Source organism: Micromonospora sp. NPDC005254 (assembly GCF_042872525.1).
Taxonomy (GTDB): Bacteria; Actinomycetota; Actinomycetes; order Mycobacteriales; family Micromonosporaceae; genus Micromonospora.
In genome coordinates, this window is the sequence record NZ_JBIAKM010000004.1 from 434,603 (window position 1) to 458,817 (window position 24,215).

Below are 24,215 nucleotides of genomic sequence, written 5' to 3' on the forward strand. Positions count from 1 at the left end.
CTCAGCCCGCGCCGCGTTCCGCGTGGGACAGCCCGGACAGGCGCAGCGCGATCCGCTGCCGGACCGGGGGTACGGCCCCGAGCAGCCGGAGCAGCGCGTCCCGGGCCGGTCGGCGGGCCGGGGAGGTGGTGGCCAGCCGGGTCAGCCCGGCGGCGAAGCTCATCACGTCCTCGGCCATCGGGCGCTGCCGGGCGGTGTAGTCGTCGAGCAGCGTCTCCGGGCTGCCGGCGAGCACCTCGGCCAGGGCGGTGCCGAGGGCCACCGCGTCGCAGATGCCGAGGTTCATGCCCTGCCCGCCGGCGGGGCTGTGCACGTGCCCGGCGTCCCCGGCCAGCAGCACCGGCCCGGCCCGGAAGGTGTCGGCGATCCGGTGGTGCACCCGGAACCGGGAACCCCACAGCACCTCGGTCACCCGGTCGGGTCGGCGGGTCGGGCCGCGCTCGTCGAGCAGCGCCTGAAGGTACGCCCGATCCGGCTCGGGCGGCGCCGTCGGCACGGCGGCGACCAGCCGGACCACGCCGTTCGGCAGTGGCGCCCAGACCAGCGGCCCGGGGCGGGCGAGGAACAGCGCGGCCTCGTCGCGGGGCAGCGCGCTGTCGACCCGCACGTCGGCGAGCACGAAGGACTCCTCGTCGCTGGGGCCGGCGAAGCCGATGCCGGCCGCCTGCCGGACGGTGCTGTGCAGGCCGTCCGCGCCGACCACGTACCGGGCGCGCAGGTCCACACCGTCGACCCGCGCGAGCACCCCGGCGGCGGTCGGGCTCAGGTCGGTCAGCCGGCACGGCCGTCGTGCCCGGACGCCGAGGTCGGCCAACTGCCCGACGAGCACGGCCTCGGTGACCGCCTGGGAGACCAGCAGGGCGTAGGGGAAACGGGACGGCAACCGGTGGAACGGAACCGACAGCAGCGTCCGGTCCCGGTCGCGGACCGTGAAGCGCGGCGCACGCACCCCCTGGGCCACCAGTGGCGCCGCGACGCCGATCCGGTCCAGCACCTCCAGGGTGTACGCGTGCACGACGGCCGCGCGGGACGTCTGTGGCGGTTCGGCCTGCTGGTCCAGCACTGTCACGTCGATCCCGCGACGGGCCAGCGTCAGTGCGGTGGCGAGGCCGGTGGGGCCGGCACCCACCACCAGGACGTCGGTGCTCGTGGGCAGCATGGCCACCTCCGGAACGACTGTTGCCAACGGGTGTTGGCAAACGGTTGTTGGCAACGCTAGGACGGCGGTCGTTGTGTGTCAACAACCGTTGGCATACGGTCGTTGACATGACCGCGCCCGCCCACCCGACCCACCCCCGCCGATCGGACGCCACCCGCGCGGCGATCCTGCGAGCAGCCCGCGAGCGGTTCGCCGCCGACGGATACGAGCGCGCCACGATCCGGGCCATCGCCGCCGACGCCCGGATCGACCCGTCGATGGTCATGCGGTACTACGGCAGCAAGGAGGGTCTGTTCGCGGCGGCGGCCGAGTTCGACCTCCGCCTGCCCGACCTGGCCGCCGTGTCGTCCGAGCAGCTCGGCGAGGTGCTGGTCCGGCACTTCCTCGCCCGGTGGGAGGGCGACGAGACGCTTGTGGCGCTGCTGCGGGCCGCCAGCACCAACCCGGGCGCGGCCGAACGGATGCGCGGCATCTTCGCCGACCAGCTCACCGCGGCCGTGGCCACGTTCGGCACCGACCCGGCGCTGACCGCCCGGCGTGCCGGCCTGGTGGCCAGCCAGATCCTGGGCCTCGCCTTCACCCGCTACGTCGTCCGGCTCCCACCGATGGTGGACGTCGACCCGGAGGAGCTGGTCTCCTGGGTCGCGCCGACCCTCCAGCGCTACCTGACCGGGCTGCCGCAGACCTGACCCAACCTTTTTCCCCTCCCCATGCGTCTGTCGGGTGACGCGCACCGTGGCGGCCGGAAGGGGTGCGGATGGGATCGACGGCGAACGACGGCCGCGACGGCTACCTCGCCTTCGTGGAGAGCAACCAGCACCGCCTGCTGCGTGCGGCCTTCCTGATCTGCGGCAACCGGCACCAGGCCGAGGACCTTCTCCAGGACGCCCTGCTGAAGCTGGCGCTGCGCTGGACCTCCGTCCGCGACGGCGATCCCGCCGCCTACGTGCGGGCCATCCTCTACCGGGACGCGGTGTCGTGGTGGCGGCGTCGACGCCGGGAGTGGCTCAGCCCCGCACCGCCGGAACAGGTGGCCCCCGACCGTGACGGCGCGCTGCGGCTGACCCTGCACGACGCGCTGGGGCTGCTGCCGCCCCGGCAGCGGGCCGTGCTGGTGCTGCGCTACTACGAGGACCTGACCGAGGTCGCCACGGCGGAGGCGCTCGGGGTGACCGTCGGCACCGTGAAGAGCCAGTGCCACATGGCGCTGCGCCGGCTTCGCGAGGTGGCCCCCGATCTCACCGGAGATGGCCGATCGAGCCGGGGCGCGACCCGCTCCGGCGACCCGACCGCCGACCTGGAGGTGAACCAGTGAACGAGCGGGATCTGCGCCAACTGTTCGCCGTCAGCGTGGAGGACGTGCTGCCCAGCAAGCCCGCGACGGCCGGCTGGGACCGGGCGCGGCGCACGCGTCGTACCCGACGGGTGCTCGGCGCGGCAGTCCTGGCCGTGGTGCTGGTCGGCGGTGGCACGGTCGCCGTCCGCCGGCCGTCCCCCGGTCCGCCCCTGAACCACACGGTGGCGCCGACCGTCGAGCCCACCCACGCCGATCCCGTGCAGCGTCCGCCGACCGAGCTGACGTACCCACCCGATCCGCTGAACAGGCTGAGCGGCCCGGCGACCGTGCCGCTGTCCGAGCGACCGGTCCAGCGGGCGTTGGCGCTGTTTCAGCCCGTCGACGAGGAGAACCGCGCGGACGGCCCGGTCCGGATCCTCGGCGACGACGGCGTCGTGCGCGGTCTCGACGTGGTGACGCTGGCGCCGACCCGGGACGCGGACGGCAACGAGGCGACCGCCGTACAGCCGGGAGTGTTGTCGCCGGACGGGCGTTGGGCGGCCTTCCCGCAGACCAACGAGCTGATCATGGTTGACCTCACCGCGGCGGGCGTACGCCGGATCCCGCTCGACGGCTACCTGGAGCTGGTGGTGTGGGCGCACGACCGGGTCCTGGTCGGCGGCGGCAACCGGACGTACGCGGTGGAGCGCGACACCGAGGCGGCAGGCACCATCGACGTGTCGGCCTGGAACGTGGTGGCACCCGACCCGGAAGCCGGCCGCGAGGCGGCGCTGATCGAGATGATCGGCGAACGGGGCAGCCTGACGCTGCGCAACCGGTCCGCCCGCGAGGCCACGATCCGCTCCGAGCAGCGGATAACCGACGGCGTGCTGCCGTCACCGTACGAGGTGAATGAGTTCTACGGCCGGGGTTGGCTGCACGGCGGTCGCCTGGCGAGGGCCGCCATGATCACCAACAACGACATCGACGGCGCCGAGGGGGTGGCCGTGCTGGACTCCCGTACCGGCGCGGTGACCCACCTGCTCGACCTCGGTCGGGATCGCGCCAAGGGCTGCTGCCCGGTGTTGGGCTGGGACAACAAGGGAGCGGTGCTGCTCAGCCTGGAACCGGCCGCCCTGGCTCGCTGGGACCCGGAGACCGGCGAGATCACCGGGATCATCCGGGACCTACCCGGCGTGCTGGCGCTGGCCGGCTGAGAGTCGTCGAGCCCTCAGCCGGTTAGCTCCGCAGAACCGGTCAGGCGGCGATGCCGCCGGGCTGGTCGCCCTTCACCACGGGCGCCCGGACCAGGTTGCCCCACTCCGTCCACGAGCCGTCGTAGTTGCGCACCTGCGGGTAGCCCAGCAGGTGCCGCAGCACGAACCAGGTGTGGCTGGACCGCTCACCGATCCGGCAGTACGCGATCACGTCGTCGTCCGGGCTCAACCCGAGCTGGTCGGCGTAGATGGCCTTCAGCTCGTCGGCGGACTTGAACGTGCCGTCCTCATTCGCCGCCGACTTCCAGGGCTTGCTGACCGCGCCCGGGATGTGCCCGCCGCGCAGCGCGCCCTCCTGCGGGTAGTCGGGCATGTGCAGCATCTCGCCCGTGTACTCGCCCGGGGACCGGACGTCGACCAGCGGCCGGCCCACGGCGATGTGCGCCATCACCTGCTCACGGAACGCCCGCAGCGGCGCGTCGTCCCGCAGCGGCACGGGGTAGTCGGCGCGGGGCCGGGTCGGCTTGTCGCGGGTCACCTCGCGCCCCTCGGCGATCCACTTCTGCCGGCCGCCGTCGAGCAGGCGCACGTCGGCGTGGCCGAAGAGCGAGAACACCCAGAGGGCGTACGCGGCCCACCAGTTGAAGTTGTCGCCGTAGAAGACCACGGTGTCGCCCCGGCCGATGCCCTTCGCGGCACACATCTCGGCGAAGCTCGTCGCGTCGAGGTAGTCCCGGGTGACCTGGTCGTTCAGGTCGAGGTGCCAGTCGACCTTGACGGCACCGGGGATGTGACCGGATTCGTAGAGCAGGACGTCCTCGTCGGACTCGACCACGACGAGGCCCTCGTCGCCCAGGTGCTCGGCCAACCAGTCGGTGGTGACCAGCCGCTGCGGGTCGGCGTACGACTGGAGGCGGGGATCAGGATCGTTCGGCACAGACATGATCCCCAAGTTACGCCGCAACACCGCCCGACGGTCGGCCATCAGATGCGACGCGGCCCACGTGAGGCGTGCTCACGCCCGCCGGTGGACGATCCGGCCGGCGGCCACGGTCGCGATGCAGGCGCCGTCGGCGTCGTGCGCCGACAGGTCGGCGCGTCCACCCGGATGCAGGCTCGGCACCACGGGCGCCGGCAGCACCAGCAGGTCGCTCCGGTCGACGGCGGCCCGCAGCGCCGGCTCGGCCAGGTGTTCCGCCAGCACCGCCGTCACTCCGCTACGCAGCAGCGCGTGCACCCGCTCGCGCGGGGTGGGTGCCGCCGGCAGCGGGCCGTCGTGCAGCAGGCCCGGACCCAGCACGCCGTCCCACCGGCGGACCCGCACCCCCGCGTACGTCTCGCTCAGCTCGGCCAGCGGACCCACGGCCTCGACCCGGTCGCCGTCCACCAGCACGGCGTGCTCCGGAACCGGCTCGCCGTCCCGTTCACGGCGCAGCAGCGGCGCGGTGTGCAGGGTGCGCACGGTCAGTCGACGAGCGGGCCGAGCAGCGGACGCTTCGCGGTCACCGTGTCACCGGACGACCGGCCGGTGAGCCGCCGCCTGATCCACGGGGCCAGGTACTGCCCGGCCCAGCGCAGGTCGGCCGCGCGGGCGGCCAGCCACGGCGACGGCGCCGGGTGCGGCGGGACCATCAGCCACTCCTCGTCGCAGCCCACGCCGAGCGCGTTCAGCACCTGCCCGGCGACCCGCCGGTGCCCGGCCGGGGAGAGGTGCAGCCGGTCGGTGCTCCAGAGCATCGGGTTGAGGAACGTGTCGTCGGCGTACAGGTCGACCAGGATGGCGCCGTGCCGCTCGGCGGTCTCACCGACCGCCTGGTTGAGCAGTTGCACCCGGGGAGCGACGAGACGTTGACCGGGCAGCCGTGCCATCACGTCCGCGAATCGGAAGAGCAGCACGTCCGCGCCGCCCGAGCGCAGCTGCCGAACGACCTCGTCGAAGCGGGAGACCAACGTGTCCGGGTCGAAGGTGCGCCGCAGCACGTCGTTGCCGCCGGCCGCGAAGCTGATCAGATCGGGCTTCATCGCCACCGCGGAGGGCACCTGCTCGGCGACGACACCGGGAAAGAGCCGGCCCCGGATGGCCAGGTTCGCGTACCGGAAGTCGGGGCCCGCCTCGGCGGCGAGCCGGGTGGCCACCAGGTCGGCCCAGCCCCGGTAGGTGCCGTCCGGGTACGCGTCGTCCATACCCTCGGTGAAGCTGTCCCCGACCGCGACGAAACTGCGCCAGCGCACCCGCGCCCCCTCACGCCACCCGTTGCCTGCGGCGACCAGTCTTTCACCGGAGGCACCACGGCCGGTGCCCCGACGGGCCGACGTGGCGGAGGTCATGCGCGCGCATGATCGAGCGCCGTGATCGAGCCGAGCGCCGGGCTCGAGCGCCTTGATCGACACGGGGTCGCTGATATGGCGGCATCGGAGTCGAGTTAATACCCCGACTTCGGCGAACTCGTGTCGATCAAACGCAACGTCGGGCCTCTGACATCACTGGCCCGGCGCGTTCTCCTTGACGTACACGCCGGCGCCGGGCAGCGACTCCGTGAGGCCTTGCATCTTCAAGATGAGGAAGACCCGGTCCGCGACAAAACTGGAGACTTCGTACTGTTCACACAGCTCAGCCCGGCTCGGCAGGCGCGAACCCGGCGGAAACTCCCCGGACTGGATCCGCTTGATCAAGTCTTCGGCAACGCGCTGGTAGGCGTACTGCGGCGGCACTGGCGGTTCCCCTATCGGTCGGCACCTCCCACTCAATCACCCATGGCGAGTGCCTGACTAGCAATGGTTAGCCATGGCAGGTTTCCCGTAGCGCCCCTATCGGTCGGCAACTGACGGGGTGCCGGATAGCGGTCCGGTCACCAGATCTGAGATCGGTGGCCGGGCCTGCCCATCTTGCGGGAGGGTGCCGTGATCGAGCGCGAACTACCCCGGTCAGAGTGGGTGCCGATGCTGGCCAAGCAGATCATCCGGCGGCATTGGAATTTGGGCTCTTGCGAACGGTGCCACGGGCGGGCCGAGACTGCGGGGCGCTCGGTTGGGCCCGGGATCGGATCAAGGCGTACCGCCTCACCGGCAATCGTTCGGACCGGACCTAGAGACCCACTGAACGCTGTCGCCAATCCGGCTGGTGGTGGAGTGCCGTGGCTCGCATTGAGGCCGCACAATGAGGGGCCGGTCACCGGACCGCGCAGTGGGGAGGGCCCAGTTGAGTCAGGCAAGCGAGCCGAGCCCCCCCACCGGGCCGGCCCCGGCGGTGCCCCCATCGTCGCGCACCACGCGGACCCGCCAGATCCGACTCGTGGGGCTCATCGTCGCGCTGGCCGTCCTGGCCGCCGCCCTGGTCCCGATCGTCCTCGCGATGGGCCCGCCGACCCGGGACGAGTTGCTGGAGGACGCCGGCCTCAAGGGCAAGCAGCAGCTCGTCATCGGCGTGAAGGACGACCAGCCGGGCATCTCGCAGCGCCTCCCGAACAACGTCTGGAAGGGCTTCGACGTCGACATCGCGTACATGATCGCGAGCTACCTCGGGTTCGACCACTCCCAGGTGCGTTTCGTGCCGATCGAGAGCGAGGACCGGGCCCGTCGACAGGCCCAGGACGGCGAGGGGTTCGTCATCGTCGACCTGGTCATCGCGTCGTACAGCATCAACGACAAGCGCAGGGAGGAGGGTGCCGTCTTCTCGGCCGCGTACCTGAACACCGAGCAGTCGGTGGTGACGTTGAAGAGCTACCAGAAGCAGGTGAGCAGCCTGGAGGATCTGCGTGGGCTGACGGTCTGCTCGCTGACCACCTCGACGTCCATCCAGCGCCTCGCCGAGGCCGGCGCCTCGCCGGTGGGTCGAAACAGGATCAGCGAGTGCATCCAGGAGCTGTACGACGGCAAGGTGCAGGCCGTCACCACCGACGCGGCGATCCTCGCCGGCTTCGTCACCGGCGACCAGCCGGACGGCGACGGTCAACACTTCCCGGTGACCCTCAAGAACGTCAAACCGCTGCGGCACTGGGACATAGGCTCGTCGCCCCAGGAGCGCTGGGGCGTCAACACCGGCCCCAACCAGGCCCTGCTCGACCTGGTCGACCTTGCGCTCTACAAGTCGGCCAAGGACGAGAACGACTCGGCCTGGGAGAACGCGTACAACGCCAACCTCCGTTGGCAGCAGGGATACAACCTCCCGCAGCCGGTCGCGGAACAGCAGCAACCCGATCCGAGGAAGGTGGAGGTGCGACAGTGGCCGTGGGAGAGGATCGCGCTACCGCCCCCGGCGTACCCCGGATCACCACCAGCTCCGCCAAGGCGGTCCGCCCGCGCCGGATGGCGGGGGCGCGGCAGGCGCAGCAGTGGCTGCTGACCCTCCTTCCCACCTTCCCCGTCCTGCTCCTGGTGCTGCGACTGTGGCAGCTCAGCCAACAGGACATGTCCACGATGCTGCTGCTGGTCCAGTACGTCAGTCCGCTCGGCCTGCTCAGCGCGCTGCTGATCGCCCTGGTGTGGGCGTTCCCCGTGGTCGTGCTCACCTTCGGCGTCCTCGGTCGACTGCTCCGGCTCAGCGCTCCGGACCGGTTCGACCCGGAACGGTCACTACTGGCCTCCGGGACGGCACGTACCCCCGGTTGGGTGATCAGCGCGGCGGTCGCGCTGGGGGCCCTCACCTGGCAGCTCCGCTTCCTGCCGTCGCTGCTGATGCTCGGCCTCTGGCTGCTCGCGCTGCGCACCCGCTACCTGCATCCTGACCAGCCGACCCGGATCCTGCTGGTCAGCGTGGCCCTGCCGCTGGCCGCGGCGGTCCTGGCGTACACCGTGCTGGGCCCGGCCATCTGGACGGCGTATCAGGATGGCGAGGTGGCCACGGCCGCGCTGCTGGCGGTGCCGCCCGCCGCCACCGTGCTGCTCACCGGCCCGATCCCCGGCTGGATCGCCCCGACGCTGACCCACGGTCTGGCGTTCACGGTCGCCGCCGTGCTCCCGGTGGTGATGGGCGCGGTCTTCCTCCGGGTGCCGCTGCTGCCCACCGCCGCGGTCGAGGTGGTCCCGAAGCAATCGGCCTCGCCGGCCCCGGACGTCACGGCCTCGGCAGCCCCGGGCGGCCCGGCCTCGAGCGCGTCGGCTGCTCCGACGAACGGCGGCACGGCAGGCCTGGACGGTGGGGACGGCCCGCCGACGGCCAACGGCGGCCCGGAGGTGGTGCTCGGCGCGCTCATCACGGTTACCGACACGTCGACGATCATGCTGGACCGGACCGCCACCGTGCGGTTCCTGCCGAACGGGTGGGTCGAGTCGCAGGTCCTCTGCCCCCAGCCGGCGGCGGTTCCGTACAGCCTGGTGTCGGTGCGGGGCTGGCCGGTGGAGGAGACCGCGCTCAACTGGATGATGCCCCGGCGGCCGGTGGCCGACCCGGACGTCCGCTGCGAGGGCCGCCTTCCCGGCGACACGTGACCCGGGACCGAATTGGATCGCCGCACCGGGACCGGCGGTCTTAGGCTGCCCGAATGCTGCTACGCATGTCGACCCTGTTGCTGCGGACCCTGCGCGAGGATCCGGCCGACGCGGAGGTGCCGAGCCATCGGCTGCTGCTGCGCGCCGGTTACATCCGTCGCGCCGCACCGGGCGGCTACACGTGGCTGCCGCTGGGCAAGCTGGTGCTGGACCGGATCACCGAGGTGGTGCGTGCCGAGCTGACCGCGATCGGCGACCAGGAGGTGCACTTCCCAGCGCTGCTGCCCGCCGAGCCGTACCGGACGAGCGGCCGGTGGACGGAGTACGGCGACCTCCTCTTCACCCTCGCCGACCGGCGCGGCGCCGAGCACCTGCTGGCACCCACCCACGAGGAGATGGCGGCGCTGCTGGTCAAGGACCTGTTCACCTCGTACCGGGATTTCCCGGTGACGCTGTTCCAGGTGCAGACGAAGTTCCGCGACGAGGCGCGGCCCCGCGCCGGTGTGCTGCGCGGCCGGGAGTTCCTGATGAAGGACGCGTACTCCTTCGACCTGGACGAGGCGGGGCTGCGGGACGCGTACGCGCGGCACCGGGCGGCGTACCAGCGGATCTTCGACCGGCTGGGCCTGGAGCACACGGTGGTGCACGCGATGTCCGGCGCGATCGGCGGCTCGGCGTCGGAGGAGTTCCTGGCCGCGACCCCGGTCGGCGAGGACACGTTCGTCGGCTGCACCGCGTGCGGCTACGCGGCCAACACCGAGGCCGTCGTCACCCGGGCACCCGCCGCCAGCGACCTCGCCACCGCACCCGCGACGCAGGTGCACGACACCCCCGAAACCGCGACGATCGCCAGCCTGGTCGAGGTGGCGAACGCCCGCCGGCTCGGGGACCGGGACGACTGGACCGCCGCCGACACCCTGAAGAACGTCGTGTTGACCGTGCGTCAGCCGGGCGCCGAGCGGGCCGAACTCCTGGTGATCGGGCTGCCCGGTGACCGGGAGGTCGACCTGAAGCGGCTCGCCGCCGCGCTGGAGCCCGCCCAGGTGGCCGTCTTCGACGAATGGGCCGGGCATCCGGAGCTGGTGCGCGGCTACATCGGTCCGCAGATGCTCGGCAAGCTGGGCATCCGTTATCTGGTCGACCCTCGCGTGGTGACCGGCTCCGCGTGGCTGACCGGGGCGAACGAGCCGGGTCGCCACGCGACGGGCGTGGTCTGCGGGCGGGACTTCACGCCCGACGGCACGGTCGAGGCAGCCGAGGTGCGCGCCGGCGACCCGTGCCCCGACTGCGGCGACGGCGAGCTGGCCATCCGGCGGGGCATCGAGATCGGGCACATCTTCCAGCTCGGTCGCCGCTACACCGACGCGTTCGCGGTCGACGTGCTCGGGCCCGCCGGCAAGCCGGTCCGGCCCACCATGGGCTGCTACGGCATCGGGATCTCCCGGGCGGTCGCGGCCATCGCCGAGCAGCACCACGACGACCGGGGACTCATCTGGCCGGCGGCAATCGCGCCGTGTGACGTACACCTGGTGGTCGCCGGCAAGGGCCCGCAGCTCGACGCGGCGCTGGACCTCGGCGGGCGCCTGGCCGCCGCCGGCCTGCGGGTGCTGGTCGACGACCGGACGCACGTCTCGGCCGGGGTGAAGTTCACCGACGCGGAGCTGATCGGCATCCCCCGCACCGTCGTGGTCGGCCGCCGACTGGCCGACGGGTACGTGGAGTTGCGCGAGCGGGCCGGCGACGGGCGCGCGGAGCTGCCGGTGAACGGTGTGGTGGAGCGGATCGTTGACGCGGCCCGCCGGGAGCGTGCGAACCTGGTGTAGCCACCGCGTCACGGGGTAGTGCAGTCGGATCGGGTGATACGTCTTCGGAGGATCTCATGACCGGTTACCGGGTCAGCGACGTGATGACCAAACAGGTCGTGTACCTGTCGGCCGAGACCACCCTGGACGAGGCGGCCAGGGTGATGAAGGAGGCGGACATCGGCGACGTGGTGGTCACCGACGGCGCCACCCTCGCCGGCATGCTCACCGACCGGGACATCGTGGTGCGGGCGGTGGCCGAGAACAGCTCACCGGCGGCCACCACCATCGGCTCGATCGTCACCCGCGAGGTGGTCATGATCGAGCAGCACTGCACGGCGGGTGAGGCTGCGGCGCTCATGCGGGACCGCGGCATCCGCCGCGTGCTCGTCTGCGACAGCGACCGCAAGCTGGTGGGAATCGTCTCGCTCGGTGACCTGGCCATGCAGCTCGACCCGACCAGCGCGTTGAGCGAGATCAGCGAACAGTCTCCGACCACGTGAGCCGTCGGCGCCAGCGGTAGCCTCGACACATGGCTGACATGCCGGCCCGACTGGCCGAGATCGTCGACGAGTTCGCCGCCGCGCCACGCGACCTGGTGCTGGAGATGCTGCTGGAGTACGCCGACGTCATCCCGCCGCTGCCCGCCGACGCCGCCGGGCACGAGGGCATGGAGCAGGTGCCCGAGTGCCAGACCGCGTTCTTCCTGCGCGCCCGGGTGACGCCGGACGGGACCGTCGAGACCCTCTTCGACTGCCCGCCGGAGGCGCCCACCACCCGGGCGTTCGCCGGGATCCTCGCCGAGGGTCTGACCGGCGCGAGCGCCGAGGAGGTGCTGGCCGTGCCGGACGACCTCTACCAGCGGATGGGCCTGGCCCAGGCGATCAGCCCGCTGCGGGTCCGCGGCGGCACGGCGATCCTTGGCCGGCTCAAGCGGCAGGTCCGGGAACAACTCGACTGAGCCGGCAGTTGGCACCGATCATGGAGATTGAGATCTACGCCGACGTCGTCTGCCCGTGGTGCTACCTGGGCAAGCGTCGCCTGGACGAGGCGCTCGCCCGCTACGACGGCGAGGTGACCGTCCGGTACCGGCCGTTCCAGCTCGACCCGTCACCGGTACCCGAGCCGCGCCCGGTCATCGACGCGCTGGCCGACAAGTTCGGCGGCCCGGAGCGCGCGCGGCAGATGGTCGCGCGGGTGACCCAGGCCGCGGCGGGTGACGGGCTTCGGCTGGACTACGACCGTGCGGTGGCCGCCAACACCTTCGACGCGCACCGGCTGGTCGGCTACGCCGCCGAGCGCGACCGGGCGGCCGAGATGGTGGACGCCCTGTACCAGGCACACTTCACGAAGGGCCTCGACATCGGTTCCCGGGAGGTGCTGGCGACGATCGCCGGCTCGATCGGCCTGGACGCCGCCGACGCACGCCGGTTCCTCGACTCCGACGAGCGGACCGCCGACATCGCCGCCGAACTGGCCGCCGCCCGGGATCTGGGCATCACCAGCGTGCCGACCTTCGTGCTTGCCGGGAAGTACGCGGTCAGCGGCGCCCAGGAGACGTCCACCCTCCTCGCCGTGCTGGCCGAGGTCGAGCAGCGGGAGGCCGCAGCACGCTAGACATCGACCAGGTCGATGTTTCACGTGCAACGGTATCGATGTCGGTGCCTGGTCAGGCCGGCCTGGCCAGCCCTTCGACCACCTGCGCGCCGGGCAGCGCGCCCAGCGCCGGCCCCGGCAGCGCGATCTTGCTGTGCCGTACGCCGGACCCGATGATCACGTGTGGGGTGGCGATCACCCGCGCGTCCACCAGGATCGGCCACTGGGCCGGTAGCCCGATCGGGGTGATGCCGCCGTACTCCATGCCGGTCAACTCGACCGCGTCGGTCATCGGGGCGAAGCTCGCCTTGCGCACGTCCAGCGCCCGCCGGGCCACGCCGTTCACGTCGGCCCGGGTGGTGGCCAGCACGATGCAGGCCGCGTAGCGGACCACACCCTCGCGCTTTCCGGCCACCACGACGCAGTTGGCCGACACGTCCAGCCCCACCTCGTACGCCTCGCAGAACGCCGCCGTGTCGGCGAGATCGGCGTCGATCGGCGCGACCAGGACGTCGTCGACGTCCACCGGCGCGTTGGCCGGCCACTGGGCGATGGCCTCCGCCACCGGCGCGGCGAGCAGATCGAGGCGGGCACGGGCCGGTTCGGTCTTCAGCGTTCCCATCACGGGTGCGATCCTCGCACCCGCGCCGCCGGATCGCCCGCCGACTCCCGAGCCGTCTCGCGACACCACCTCCACGTCGCGGCTCAACTGCCGGCGAGGAACGCGTTGTCGCGCAGGAAGGAACGGTCGCGGGCGGCCGCCAACTCCTCCTCGCGTCGGGCTTTGGCCCGCTGCAGCTCCAGGTCCTCCATCGCGTGCCGGACACCCAGCCGGATCACGCCGTAGAGGAAGACGAAACCGAAAACGTAGAGGATCACCGTGGTGACGACAACGAACATGACGTCACCGTAAGGCGAACGTGAACCGGTATCCCTCTCATCTCCGCGCGGTTCCCCCGTACGTGTCCGCGAGGTGGTCGGCCCAGGTACGCACACCGCGAGGCAGCGCCTCGGTGACCAACCCACCGGCGCGCAGTTCGCGCCCGAGGCGGCCGGGGATTCGTACCGGCAGCAGCGGTCGGCGTGACCCGCGCGCCTCCCGCCAGGCACGGACCGCCTCGTCGAAGCGGAGCACCTGCGGCCCACCGAACTCCTCGATGCCCCCGAGCGGGCCGGCGGCCACCCGGGCCGCGAGCCGGGCGGCCACCTCACCCGGGTCGACCGGCTGGGCGAGCACCGCCCGGTCGCCGAACACCGGGCCCAGCCGCGCGCTGGTCGCCAGCAGATCGTCGAGGAACTCGGGGAACTGGGTGGCGCGCAGCACCGACCACGGCACCGGGCCGGCCGCGACGACCTGCTCGGCTGCCAGCTTGTGCCGGTAGTACGGGATCGGCACCCGGTCCACCCCGACGATCGAGATGTAGACCAGGTGCTGGACGCCGGCCGCGCCGGCGGCGAGCACCAGCCGACGGGTGCCCAGCACGTCCACCTGGTGGGTACGCCCCCGGGGCGAGGACGCCAGGTGCACCACCGCGTCCACCCCGGTCACCGCCTCGGCCAGCCCGTCGCCGGTGGCCAGGTCGGCCACGACCCACTCGACGTCCGAGCCAATACGCGGCCGGCGGCTGCTGGCCCGGACGCTCATCCCGTCGTCGCGCAGCCGCGCCAGCACGTGGCTCCCCAGTCGACCACCCGCCCCGGTGACCAGAACCCTCATCGTCTCCTCCTGTTCCGCCCTCGCACGTACCGCGCCGTCGGGCTGATGACGACACCGCGACCGGACACGTGACCGGCTGCCTCACCCCGAATGGATCAGGTCCAACACGGTCAGGAGCGCGAAGAACGCGATCACGATCTCGTTGACGATCCAGGAGTGCCCCTCGGCCCACTCCCGCATCCGGGCCAGCACCCGCGCCGCCTTCTGCCCGAGCAGCACCAACGCCAGCAGCGGCACCGCGAGCAGGAGCACGGTGAGCAGCACGAACGGCACCAGGTGCCACCAGGGGAGGTTGTGTCGGGCCACTGTCGCGCCGACCGTCGCCATGGTGAGGTCGTCGGTGGGTGTCACCGCGAAGAGCAGGGCGCCCATCCGTGCGGCCCAGCGCGGATCGGCGTGGCTCACGCTGCCCAACCAGCGCGGCGGCCCGGACCGGTTGCGGCGCAGCCAGACCACCAGGGCCAGGCACACCAGCAGCGCGAGCACCACCAGGTCGATGACCGGACCGCGATCGATCCTGCTGGCGGCCGCGCTGGCGTCGGTCGCCAACCCGCCCAGCAACCGGGTCAACAACCAGCTCACGGTCACCCCGACGGCGACCACCAGGCCGGCGCCGGCGAGGAAGCCCAGCGACGCGGCCCGGGGCCGGTCGGACGAGGCGAGGAAGACCGCCACGACCAGTTGCGTCCCGGCGACCATCACCACGGCCAGCGGCAGGACGGTCAGGAGGTTCATCGCCTGCCATCCTCGCGCCCGCCCGGTGCGGACACGTCGAATCCTCAGCCGATCACCCGCCCGGCCGTGTGGTCTGCGTCCATCACCACCCGGCCGGCCAGCAGCGCGCCGACCAGTGCCAGACCGGCCGCCACCGCCAGGGTCACCACGTAGCTCGCGGGGCCGGGCGCACTCCCGGCAGCCAGTACGGCACCGGTGAGCGCCAGCACAATCGCCGCGAAGAGCGAGTCGCCCAGTTGTAGCGACGAGCTGTTGCGCCCCTGCTCGCCGGGCGCGGACAGCTCCAGGGTGAGCACCGACAACGACGGGTACAGCAGTCCCATACCGAGCCCCGCCACCGCCCAGCCCAGCACGGCGACGGCCACCGGCAGCTCGGGTCGGACGGCCAACGCCACCGTCGCGGTGCCGGCCGTGATGCAGCACAACCCGACGCGGGGGAAGCTGGCCCGGGAGGCCGGCACGGGAAAACGGCCCTGCACCCAGGAGCCCACCGACCAGGCCAACGCGCCCACCGTGAGTACAAGCCCGGCGGCTGTCGGCGACAGCCCTCGCTCCCGGGAGAGCATCAGCGGGATGACCACCTCCGCGCCGACGAACGCCGCCGACGCCAGACCGCGCAGACCGACCACGGTGGGCAGCCCGCGGGCCGCCCGGAGGAACCCCGGCGGCAGCAGGCGCGGAGCGCAGACCAGCAGGCCGGCCAGGGCGAGCGCGATCACCGCCAGGGCCGTGACGCCGCGCTGCTGTCCCCCGATGTGCAGCAGTGCGGCGCTCACGCCCGCCCCACAGGCCCAGCCGATGCGGGCCATCGCGCCGGCCGGCGGCCGGCTCGGCACGGTCCCGTCGAGCGACCGCAGGCCCGGATGGATCAGCAGCACCGCCGGGACGGCCACCGCCGGCACCACGAGAAAGACCCACCGCCAGCCCAGGTACTCGACAATCAGGCCGGCCAGCGCCGGCCCGACCAGCGACGGTACGACCCACGCCGCAGCGAACGCGGCGAAGATGCGCCGATGCAACTCCTCGGGGTACGCCTGCCCGACGATCACGTAGAGCGCCACCGAGAGCAACCCCGAGCCGAACCCCTGCACGACCCGTCCGACCACCAACGCGGTCATCGTCGGCGCGGTCCCGGCGATCAGCAGCCCGACCACGAACCAGCCGACGCCGTGCCACATCGGTCCTCGGGGCCCCCGTGCGTCACACCAGATCCCGGAAACGACCATGGCCAGCACACCGGCGGCGAACGGGCCACCGAACGCGATGCCGTACAGCGCCAGCCCGTCCAGGCTGCGCGCGACGGTCGGCATGGCCGTGCCGACCGCCAACGCCTCGAACGCCAGCAGCGACACCAGCGCGACGCTGCCCACCGTCATCGCCCGCAGCCGGGGTGCGAACAACCCGGCGGGGACCGGAACGGGGGTGGCGTTTCGGCTCGACATGCACCGAGCCTGCGACCTCAACCCGGATTCATGTCAACCGGGGGTGACCCGGCTCTCGTCAGGCGTCCTGGAGCGCCTCCCCGACGCCGCGTACCAGTCCCGAGAAGTGCTGGTCCGCCAGGAGATGCCCGGCGGTGATCACCAGGGCGAGCGGCCATTCGATCACCTGCAACGCGGCCAGCACACCGAGCCCGGCGTAGTAGGCGATCTTGTCCGGTGGTGGCACCGCCACCTCGCCCACCATCGGCAGCTCCACCCGTCGGCTGTACATCCGAACGTTCTCGTGTGAACCGTTGAGGTGTCGTGTCAGCGTGCTCATTCCGGCCTCCCCGTGTCCGGTGATGGTCGTCGGATTCCACCGTCCACCCCGTCCATGCGCGGCCAGCCCCGCAAAGTTCCGGTGGTCCGAGGGGCATAACGGACGCCAGGTCGGGAAGCCAGGCCGCCGGACGTGAGGCGGTGGGAGGGCGAGATGACCGACGGCACAAGCGACAACGGGGAGTCGGGTCGGCGTCCGTCCGGCCGTACGCCTCGATGACGGCGGCGGGTCGCGCCGCCGGCCGCCTCCTGCCGTCCATCGGCGTGCCGCACCTGGTCGGGGAGGCGTCCCGGACCGTCGGGTCGGCGGCGACCCGGCTGGCCCGGACGGTCGGGCTGACCCGGCGTCGGGTCTGGTCGCGCCCCGGCCGGCACCACATCGAGGTGCACGGCGTCTGCCAGGACGGTGGCGACCGGTTGGCCCGGCAGGTGGAGGCCGCGCTGGAGCGGTTGCCCGGGGTGGCCTGGGCCCGGGTGAACGCCCCGTCCGGCCGGGTGGTGGTGGCCGTGCAGGCGCCCGAGCCGCGGCTGCGGGACCTCATCGCCACGATCGGGCGGATCGAGGGAACCTGCGACCACGAACCGGATCCGGAGATCCCGCCCCCGCATCCGCCGGAGGAGGGGCCGCGTACGCCGCGCACCCTGGGCGCCCTCGCCTCGGACGCACTGGGCCTGACCATCACGGCGGCCACCCGGCTCCTGCCGTTCGCGCCGCTGCCCGGCGAGGTCGCCGGCCTGCTGGCCGCTGCGGACCTGCAACCGAAGCTGCACGCCTTCGTCGGCAGGCGGCTGCGCTCCGACCCGCGCGCCGACGTCATCTTTCCGCTGGCCGAGGCGGTGGTGCAGGGTCTGACCGGCCGGTGGACGGGGATAGTGCTCGACGGCGCCCAACGGATGGTGCAGTGGGGGGAGGCGCGGGCCCAACTCGCCGCGTGGGAGAAGGCCGAGCCGCGGCTGACCGGCGACCCCGAGCGCGCCACCGCGCGGTGGCCCGCGGTCGACCGTCCCCGCCCGAAACCGGACGGCCCGGTCGAGCACTACATCAACCGTATGTTGACCGCCGGCGTGGCTGCCGCCGCGGCGGCGACACCGATCGCCGGGCGCAAGCGAGCCGCCGCGCTGGGCCTGTCCGCGCTGCCCAAGGCGCCGGGCAGTGGGCGAGAGGGGTACGCGGCACAGCTCGGCCGGATCCTCGCCCGGCGCGGGGTGATCGCGATGGACCGTGGCGTGCTGCGCGAGCTGGACCGGATCGACACGCTGGTGCTGGACGCGGCGGTGCTCGGATCGGAGCGGGGCGTACTCGCCGACCTGGCTCCGGCGGCCGAGGTGGACGTCGACGAGGTGGCGGAGCGGGCGTTCGCGCTGTTCGACCCGAGCGACCCGACCGGTTCACCGGAGCTGGACGGCTGGCGGCTGGCACCCCTGGACCAGTTCCCGGCGGGCGATCCCGGCGACGTGCCGGACGGCGAGCGGCTGCGCGCGGCCGGCGGGCAACTGCTCGGGCTCACCCACTCGGGTCGGCTCACGGCGCTGCTGCGGGTCGAACCCGAACCCGCGCCGGGTGTCGACAGCCTGCCGGCCGCTGCCCGCCACGCCGGCCTGAAGCTGATCGTGGCCGGCGGCGACGAGCAGCGGTACGGCTTCGCCGACGCGCTGCTGCCCGGCGGGGACCATTTGGCCGACACGGTACGTGCGTTGCAGCGCGACGGGGCGGTCGTGATGCTGGTCTCCGGGGACCGGGCGGCGCTCGGCGCGTCCGACTGCGGCCTCGGGATGTCCGCTCCGGACGAGCTGCCGCCGTGGGGAGCGCACCTGCTGGTCGGCACCGACCTGCGAGTGGTGGCCCTGGTCATCGAGGCGACCGGGGCGGCCCGGCGGATGACGCGGCAGAACATCCGGCTCGCCATGGCGGGCACCGGCCTCGGGGCGCTGGGCGCGTTCACCGCCCCACCGACCCAGCTGCCCCACAAGTCGCTCGTCGCGGTCAACGGCGCGGCCGGCCTGGCCTTCGCGAACGGGGTCTGGCGGGCCAGCCGGTTGCCCGACCGGTCGGACACGCCGGTGCCGGTGGCGACCGCCTGGCACCTGATGCCGGTCCGGACCGTGCTCGACCAGCTGGGCACCACGCCGGACGGGCTGGCCAGCGCGGAGGCGCAGCGCCGACACGACGGCCAGGGGGCGGGCGGCGGCGACACACCCGCCGGTGGTGGCCTGCTGCGGGCGTTCCTGGACGAGCTGTCCAACCCGCTCACCCCCGTACTGGCCGCCGGGGCGGTGCTCTCCGCGTCGTTCGGCTCGCTTGTCGACGCCGCGCTGGTGGGCAGCGTCATCGGTGGGTCGGCCCTGATCGGGGCGGTGCACGAACGCAACACCGAACGGTCGCTGGCGGAGCTGCTGTCGCGTTCGGCGGTGACGGCCCGGGTCCGCCGGGACGGCGTCGAGCGAATCGTCGCGGCCGAGGACCTCGTCCGCGGAGACGTCATCACCCTCGAATCGGGAGACTCGGTGCCGGCCGACTGCCGGGTGCTCGAATCGGTGGGGCTGGAGGCGGACGAGTCGTCGCTGACCGGCGAGTCGCTGCCGGTCGCCAAGAGCAACCGGGCGGTCGTCGCCGCGGCCATCGCCGACCGGCACTCGATGCTGTACGAGGGCACCACCGTCGCCGCCGGCCAAGGAACCGCCGTGGTGGTGGCGACCGGCGTCGACACCGAGTCCGGACGCAGCCTGGCGCTGGTCCGGCAGGCACCCCCGACCAGCGGGGTGGAGGCCCGGCTCGGCTCGTTGACCAGCGCCGCCATTCCGTTGGCCGCGGGTTCGGCGATCGCCGTGGCCGGGGCGGGGCTGCTCCGGGGCGTACCGCTGGCCGAAACGGCGGCGACCGCCGCGAACCTCGCCGTCGCGTCGGTGCCGGAGGGGCTGCCGTTCCTGGTCAGTGCCGCGCAGCTGGCCGCCGCCCGGCGGCTGGCCGAGCACGGCGCGTTGGTCCGCAACCCCCGCACGATCGAGGCGTTGGGCCGGGTGGACGTGCTCTGCTTCGACAAGACCGGCACCCTCACCGAGGGCCAGTTGCTGCTCGCCGGGGTCGGCGACGGCGTCGGCGACCGGTACGCCGCGGTGGACCGGCTCGACGACCGACTCCGACTGACCCTCGCCACGGCGCTGCGGGCCACCCCCGCCGCGGCCAAGCCGGAGGAGTTGGCGTTGCAGACCGACCGGGCGGTCTGGCGGGGCGCCGCCACGGCTCAGGTGGTGGAGCAGACCGGCGCCGCCGGCTGGCGGGCGGCCGGCGGGCTGCCGTTCGAACCGTCCCGCGGCTACCACGCGAGCATCGGCGAGACCGAGGGCCGCCTGCTGCTGAGCGTCAAGGGCGCCCCGGAGACGGTGTTGCCACGCTGCGCGACGCGGCGTGCCGACGGCCGGCAGGAGCCGCTGGACGACGCCGGCCGCGCGGAACTGCACCGTCTGCTGGCCGACCGGGCCGGGGCGGGGCACCGGATCCTGGCCGTCGCGGAGTGCGAGGTGGACGCCGCGCACATCACCGACGCCGACGTCCGAGGTCTGACCTTCGTGGGGTTCCTGGCCCTCGCGGACGGGGTCCGGGAGAGCGCAGCCCCGGCGGTACGCCGGATCCGGCAGGCCGGGGTGCACACCATCATGATCACCGGCGACCACCCGGCCACCGCCGAGGCGATCGCCGCCACCATCAGCGAGCACAACGAGCAGCGGGTGGTCACCGCCACCGAACTCGACCAGTTGGACGACGACGCGCTCGCCGAGCGGCTGGCCAACACCGACGTGGTGGCCCGCTGCACCCCGGCGCACAAGGTGCGCATCATCCAGGCGTTGCAGAAGTGCGGGCGGACCGTGGCGATGACCGGCGACGGCGCCAACGACGCCCCGGCGATCCGGCTGGCCGACGTCGGCATCGCCCTCGGCCAACGCGGCACGCCGGCGGCCCGCGCCGCCGCCGACCTGGTGGTCACCGACGACCGGTTGGAGACCATCATCGCCACCCTGGTCGAGGGTCGCGCGATGTGGTCGTCGGTCCGCCACGCGCTGAGCATCCTCGTCGGCGGCAACCTCGGCGAGATCGCGTTCAGCGTGCTCACCGCCGCGGTGACCGGCCGTTCCGCCCTCACCGGGCGGCAACTGCTGCTGGTCAACCTGCTCACCGACCTGGCGCCGGCGCTGGCCATCGCGGTCCGCCCACCCGCCTCGGACCGCACCGACGGTCTGCTCCGGGAGGGCCCCGACACGTCGCTCGGTGAGACCCTCAGCAGGGAGATCGGGCTCCGTGCGGCGTCCACCACGCTGGGCGCGACCGTCGGCTGGACGTTGGCCCGGTACACCGGCCGCCAGCGGCGGGCCGGAACGGTCGCCCTCGTCTCGCTCGTCGGCACCCAGCTCGGCCAGACCATCCTGGCCGGCGGCACCAGCCCGGCCGTGCTGGCGTCCACGGCGGCGTCGCTGGGAGTGCTGGTCGTGGTGGTGCAGACGCCGGGGGTGAGCCAGTTCTTCGGCTGCACGCCGCTCGGCCCGGTGGGCTGGACCATCGGCGCCGGATCGGCGCTCGGTGCCACCTTCGCCAACGGCGCGCTCACCAAGTTGGTGGAACACCTGCCGCCGGCCCGACCCGACCTCGCCGGCGCTGCGGCGTCACCTGCATCCGAGAGCGCTATACCTCAGAGTCATATTCATACCTCAGAGTCATAACGCTCGACGGGACACGGCCAAGCCGCCAACCTGCGGCTAGCTCTCCTGGCGCAAGGGTCGCGGGCCGGTCCCTGTTCCGCCCAGCAAAGACCACCGCGAAACTCCACCCCCGGGATGTGCTCGACGAGCCGGCCGATGTCCACCACACTCGCCAATGAATCGGGAAGATCCGTCCGCAGCTCCTCGGCTGCCGTCTCGAGGTCGTCCTCCTCTGTGGACCAGTCGATGTCGGCCAGGTCGGCCACCGCGCGAGCGGTGACCGTCGCGGGATCGGTGACGATCACCTCAACCCGGCAGTACAGGTGCATGGTTACCGGCGTTGGTTGTTCGAACATCCAGTGATCATCACAAGTCTGGATCTCGTCCGTGGCCCGCCGTCGCCGGCTGGGACCATGAGCCGCCAGGTGAAGGCACCGGTGACCATCACCAGAGCGACGACGCCGAGCAGGGCTCCGATCAGCACCGTGCTGTGCACGCCGTGGCTCGGTAGCGCGAGTCCGGCGACCAGGGCGCCACCGGTGATGCCGACGTTGACAGCGGCGGAGACGGTGGCGGCGGCGAGGTCGGAGCGCCCGGGCGCCACCTGCAGCACCACGCCACCGAGCGCTGCGGTGAACGCCGCGAACGCCAGTCCGGCCAGAGCAAGCAGGCTGACGGCAGCCGACGGCCGGTGGCCGAGCGCGTACAGCCCGAGCAGTGCCACCGACTGCAGCGCGACGGTCACGACCAGCGCGAGCCACGGGCTGCGGTCCACCACCGCTCCGACAGCGAGGATCCCAAGCACGCTGGCGACACCGCGCGCCAGCAGGATGGCCCCGACCGACGTGGCGGAGAACCCGCTGACCTCGGTGACGAAGAGGGCGACATAGGTGTAGGCGGCGATGGCCCCGGCGGTCGTGAGGACGGCCACCGCGACCAGTAGCCAGAAGCGGTAGACGTCGGGCGTCGCACCCCGGGCGGCATGTCCCTGGTCGGGCGGCGTCGAGGGCAGCAGCGTGGCCACCGCGACGAGCACAATCGCGCCGAGGCCGGCCACCGCCAGGAACGACATCCGCCAGCCGGCCCGTTCGCCCAGCCAGGTGCCCGCAGGCACCCCCAGGAGCAGAGCGACGTTGCCTCCGGCGAACACGATCGCGACCACCCGCCCGCGTAGTCCGGGTCGGAACAGCCCGGCCGCGGTCGGGACCACTACCGCCCAGAACAAGGCATGGGTCGCCGCAGTTACCATCCTGGCCGCCAGCAGCAGCGGGAACGTGCTCGCGAACACGGTGGCCGCAGTGCTGACGACGAAGCCGGCCAGCAGCGCAGACAGTAGTCGCCGGCGAGGGACCTTCCTGGCCAGCACCGTCAACGGGATCGAGGCGACGACGACCACCGCGCCGTACGCGGTGACGAGCATGCCCACTTGCGACGGTGTGACGGCCAGGTCCGCGACCATCGGGATCAGCAGCCCGATCGGCAGCGCCTCGGCGGTGGTGTAGAGGAACGTCCCCCCGGACAAGCCGATCAGTGCTCCCACTGCCCGCCTGTGGCCCATCCAACGCTCCCATCGTTACCGGCTAAACGACCTATGCCGGCAACAGGCTGGGCGTACCCCAGCACGGGGTCAACTGGTAAAGTGGGCTTTGATGGAAACAGTTGAGGGCGTCAAGCGGATGCACCTGGTGGGCGGCAGTCTCGCCCTGGACTTCATCAACACCCGCACCGGTCCACCCGGCGGACCCTCGGACGACGACGTGCTCACCGGCTATCCCGAGCTGGTCGCCTGGGGCGCGTACGCGGGCGCCCTCACCGACACCGAGACGGCAGCGTTGCACCGGCTGTCTCGCAACGATCCAGACGGCGCTCGCGCCGCCTTCGCGCGAACGCTGCGAACCCGCGACAACCTCGACGAGGTGTTCCGACCGCTGGCCGCCGGAAAGAGTCCGAGCGCGCGTGCGCTGGCCCAGTTGCGGGACGACGAAGCAGACGCGCTCGGCCACGCACAACTTGAGCGTGGGAGCACGTTCGTGTGGGCCTGGCGGGAGGACCGGACGCTTGCCCGGCCGCTACGGCCCGTTGTGCACGCGGCGGTCCAACTGCTCACCGCGGGGGCGCTGGACCGAATCAAAGGATGCGGAGGCTGTCGCTTCATCTTCATCGACGAGAGCAAGAACCGCAGTCGCCGCTGGTGCAGCATGGACGACTGCGGAACCGCGGAGAAGATGCGCCGCTACGTCGCCGCGCGCCGCACACGTGCAACGCGGTGAGCGCCCAGCCCACCACGCCGATCCGCATGGACATTGCCTGTTGAGGTGCCAGGAGGCAAAGGACTACGAGTGCGTGGCGGAGGCGATCGCCGCAGCCGCCGCTTGAGCGCGATCATGGGAACGGTTCTGCCAGTGAAGCGACCGCAGAAGGTTGTGGCCTACATCGTCCGCGAGGATCGGCTGCTGGTATTCGTCCATGCCGACGACGGACAGTTCGATCAATCCGGCCTCCAGGTTCCTGCGGGCACCGTTCGTTATGGCGAGCTACCTGAACAGGCTGTGCTGCGCGAGGCATCTGAGGAAACCGGCCTGCACGGACTACGCATCGAGCGGTACCTGGGGGCAGCAGAGTGGGACATGCGTCCGTACGTCGATGCGGTTCATGTGCGGCATTTCTTTCAGCTATCCGTCGAGGACGCCGAGGTTCCGAAGCGGTGGATCGTTGAGGAACACGCCGATGGCACCGACAAGCCGATCCGCTTCGAGCTGTACTGGCTGCCTCTGGCGCAAGGACACGTCCTCGCCGCCGGCCAGTCTGCCCTGCTCGGCAGGCTCTTTGATTGA

General features: G+C 72.4%; 25 protein-coding genes. 12 read left to right on the forward strand and 13 right to left on the reverse strand.

The genetic code is table 11. The features are described from left to right. Position 1: 1 nt before the first annotated feature. Positions 2-1,159 (reverse strand): FAD-dependent oxidoreductase, encoded by a 1,158-nt coding sequence (locus tag ACFYPR_RS15235; protein WP_355063306.1) that lies wholly within the window; start codon positions 1,157-1,159, stop codon positions 2-4. A 107-nt stretch (positions 1,160-1,266) separates the two neighbouring features. Between ACFYPR_RS15235 and ACFYPR_RS15240 the strand changes: the two genes are divergently transcribed. The 3 genes from ACFYPR_RS15240 to ACFYPR_RS15250 all read left to right on the forward strand — a co-directional run bounded on the left by ACFYPR_RS15240 (position 1,267) and on the right by ACFYPR_RS15250 (position 3,652). Next, positions 1,267-1,848, forward strand: a complete 582-nt coding sequence (locus ACFYPR_RS15240) for a TetR family transcriptional regulator (protein WP_354854890.1) — start codon at positions 1,267-1,269, stop codon at positions 1,846-1,848. Between the two features lie 68 nt (positions 1,849-1,916). Beyond that, entirely contained in the window at positions 1,917-2,474 is a 558-nt protein-coding gene (locus ACFYPR_RS15245; RefSeq protein WP_355063308.1) for a SigE family RNA polymerase sigma factor, read from the forward strand. Then, on the forward strand, positions 2,471-3,652 hold the full coding sequence (locus ACFYPR_RS15250; RefSeq protein WP_354854886.1) for a hypothetical protein: 1,182 nt from the start codon (positions 2,471-2,473) through the stop codon (positions 3,650-3,652). The genes ACFYPR_RS15245 and ACFYPR_RS15250 overlap by 4 nt, the downstream gene beginning before the upstream one ends. Before the next feature lie 40 nt (positions 3,653-3,692). On the opposite strand, the gene ACFYPR_RS15255 is transcribed toward ACFYPR_RS15250, so the two are convergent. From ACFYPR_RS15255 to ACFYPR_RS15270, 4 genes are all read right to left on the reverse strand, one after another. Next, entirely contained in the window at positions 3,693-4,595 is a 903-nt protein-coding gene (locus tag ACFYPR_RS15255) for a sulfurtransferase (protein ID WP_363935644.1), read from the reverse strand. A 72-nt stretch (positions 4,596-4,667) separates the two neighbouring features. Then, complete coding sequence (locus tag ACFYPR_RS15260; protein ID WP_354854884.1) at positions 4,668-5,114, reverse strand: hypothetical protein; 447 nt, start codon at positions 5,112-5,114, stop codon at positions 4,668-4,670. Positions 5,115-5,116: 2 nt separating this feature from the next. Continuing rightward, entirely contained in the window at positions 5,117-5,884 is a 768-nt protein-coding gene (locus ACFYPR_RS15265) for an SGNH/GDSL hydrolase family protein (protein WP_354854882.1), read from the reverse strand. 249 nt (positions 5,885-6,133) lie between these two features. Beyond that, entirely contained in the window at positions 6,134-6,364 is a 231-nt protein-coding gene (locus tag ACFYPR_RS15270) for a winged helix-turn-helix domain-containing protein (RefSeq protein ID WP_355063311.1), read from the reverse strand. A gap of 487 nt (positions 6,365-6,851) precedes the next feature. Between ACFYPR_RS15270 and ACFYPR_RS15275 the strand changes: the two genes are divergently transcribed. From ACFYPR_RS15275 to ACFYPR_RS15300, 6 genes are read left to right on the forward strand one after another with little or no spacing between them, the layout of a single operon-like run. Beyond that, positions 6,852-7,994: a transporter substrate-binding domain-containing protein gene (locus ACFYPR_RS15275; protein ID WP_387260441.1), complete on the forward strand. Its 1,143-nt coding sequence runs from the start codon at positions 6,852-6,854 to the stop codon at positions 7,992-7,994. Continuing rightward, on the forward strand, positions 7,880-9,079 hold the full coding sequence (locus tag ACFYPR_RS15280) for a hypothetical protein (protein WP_354854878.1): 1,200 nt from the start codon (positions 7,880-7,882) through the stop codon (positions 9,077-9,079). Before ACFYPR_RS15275 ends, ACFYPR_RS15280 begins: the two co-directional genes overlap by 115 nt. Before the next feature lie 53 nt (positions 9,080-9,132). Beyond that, positions 9,133-10,902 carry a proline--tRNA ligase gene (locus ACFYPR_RS15285; RefSeq protein ID WP_387260444.1) on the forward strand — a complete coding sequence of 590 codons (1,770 nt, stop codon included), beginning with the start codon at positions 9,133-9,135 and terminating at the stop codon, positions 10,900-10,902. Between the two features lie 56 nt (positions 10,903-10,958). After that, positions 10,959-11,384 (forward strand): CBS domain-containing protein, encoded by a 426-nt coding sequence (locus ACFYPR_RS15290; RefSeq protein ID WP_354854874.1) that lies wholly within the window; start codon positions 10,959-10,961, stop codon positions 11,382-11,384. A 29-nt stretch (positions 11,385-11,413) separates the two neighbouring features. Beyond that, a complete protein-coding gene (locus ACFYPR_RS15295; RefSeq protein WP_387260447.1) occupies positions 11,414-11,842 on the forward strand; it encodes a SufE family protein in 429 nt (142 codons plus the stop codon). A gap of 20 nt (positions 11,843-11,862) precedes the next feature. Beyond that, entirely contained in the window at positions 11,863-12,498 is a 636-nt protein-coding gene (locus tag ACFYPR_RS15300; RefSeq protein ID WP_387260450.1) for a DsbA family oxidoreductase, read from the forward strand. 52 nt (positions 12,499-12,550) lie between these two features. Here ACFYPR_RS15300 and ACFYPR_RS15305 read toward each other — a convergent pair whose 3' ends face one another. The 6 genes from ACFYPR_RS15305 to ACFYPR_RS15330 all read right to left on the reverse strand — a co-directional run bounded on the left by ACFYPR_RS15305 (position 12,551) and on the right by ACFYPR_RS15330 (position 16,690). Then, positions 12,551-13,099 carry a YbaK/EbsC family protein gene (locus tag ACFYPR_RS15305; RefSeq protein ID WP_354855012.1) on the reverse strand — a complete coding sequence of 183 codons (549 nt, stop codon included), beginning with the start codon at positions 13,097-13,099 and terminating at the stop codon, positions 12,551-12,553. 83 nt (positions 13,100-13,182) lie between these two features. Then, complete coding sequence (locus ACFYPR_RS15310) at positions 13,183-13,377, reverse strand: hypothetical protein (RefSeq protein WP_354854870.1); 195 nt, start codon at positions 13,375-13,377, stop codon at positions 13,183-13,185. 37 nt (positions 13,378-13,414) lie between these two features. Further along, entirely contained in the window at positions 13,415-14,194 is a 780-nt protein-coding gene (locus ACFYPR_RS15315; RefSeq protein WP_387260453.1) for an SDR family oxidoreductase, read from the reverse strand. 81 nt (positions 14,195-14,275) lie between these two features. Then, positions 14,276-14,929: a GAP family protein gene (locus tag ACFYPR_RS15320; RefSeq protein ID WP_387260454.1), complete on the reverse strand. Its 654-nt coding sequence runs from the start codon at positions 14,927-14,929 to the stop codon at positions 14,276-14,278. A gap of 44 nt (positions 14,930-14,973) precedes the next feature. Beyond that, complete coding sequence (locus ACFYPR_RS15325) at positions 14,974-16,371, reverse strand: MFS transporter (RefSeq protein ID WP_387260457.1); 1,398 nt, start codon at positions 16,369-16,371, stop codon at positions 14,974-14,976. A gap of 58 nt (positions 16,372-16,429) precedes the next feature. Then, on the reverse strand, positions 16,430-16,690 hold the full coding sequence (locus ACFYPR_RS15330; RefSeq protein WP_363935658.1) for a hypothetical protein: 261 nt from the start codon (positions 16,688-16,690) through the stop codon (positions 16,430-16,432). A 215-nt stretch (positions 16,691-16,905) separates the two neighbouring features. On the opposite strand from ACFYPR_RS15330, the gene ACFYPR_RS15335 reads away from it, so the two are divergent. Continuing rightward, positions 16,906-21,402, forward strand: a complete 4,497-nt coding sequence (locus tag ACFYPR_RS15335; RefSeq protein WP_387260460.1) for an HAD-IC family P-type ATPase — start codon at positions 16,906-16,908, stop codon at positions 21,400-21,402. On the opposite strand, the gene ACFYPR_RS15340 is transcribed toward ACFYPR_RS15335, so the two are convergent. Both ACFYPR_RS15340 and ACFYPR_RS15345 read right to left on the reverse strand, forming a co-directional pair. After that, entirely contained in the window at positions 21,384-21,737 is a 354-nt protein-coding gene (locus tag ACFYPR_RS15340; protein ID WP_387260463.1) for a hypothetical protein, read from the reverse strand. The two genes, ACFYPR_RS15335 and ACFYPR_RS15340, sit on opposite strands and share 19 nt — an antisense overlap. Continuing rightward, positions 21,713-22,903 carry an MFS transporter gene (locus tag ACFYPR_RS15345; RefSeq protein ID WP_387260465.1) on the reverse strand — a complete coding sequence of 397 codons (1,191 nt, stop codon included), beginning with the start codon at positions 22,901-22,903 and terminating at the stop codon, positions 21,713-21,715. Before ACFYPR_RS15345 ends, ACFYPR_RS15340 begins: the two co-directional genes overlap by 25 nt. A gap of 127 nt (positions 22,904-23,030) precedes the next feature. Here ACFYPR_RS15345 and ACFYPR_RS15350 point away from each other — a divergent pair, with 127 nt between their 5' ends. Continuing rightward, positions 23,031-23,651, forward strand: coding sequence for a CGNR zinc finger domain-containing protein (locus ACFYPR_RS15350; protein ID WP_387260468.1), 621 nt, complete (start codon positions 23,031-23,033; stop codon positions 23,649-23,651). 132 nt (positions 23,652-23,783) lie between these two features. After that, positions 23,784-24,215: an NUDIX domain-containing protein gene (locus ACFYPR_RS15355; RefSeq protein WP_355133923.1), complete on the forward strand. Its 432-nt coding sequence runs from the start codon at positions 23,784-23,786 to the stop codon at positions 24,213-24,215.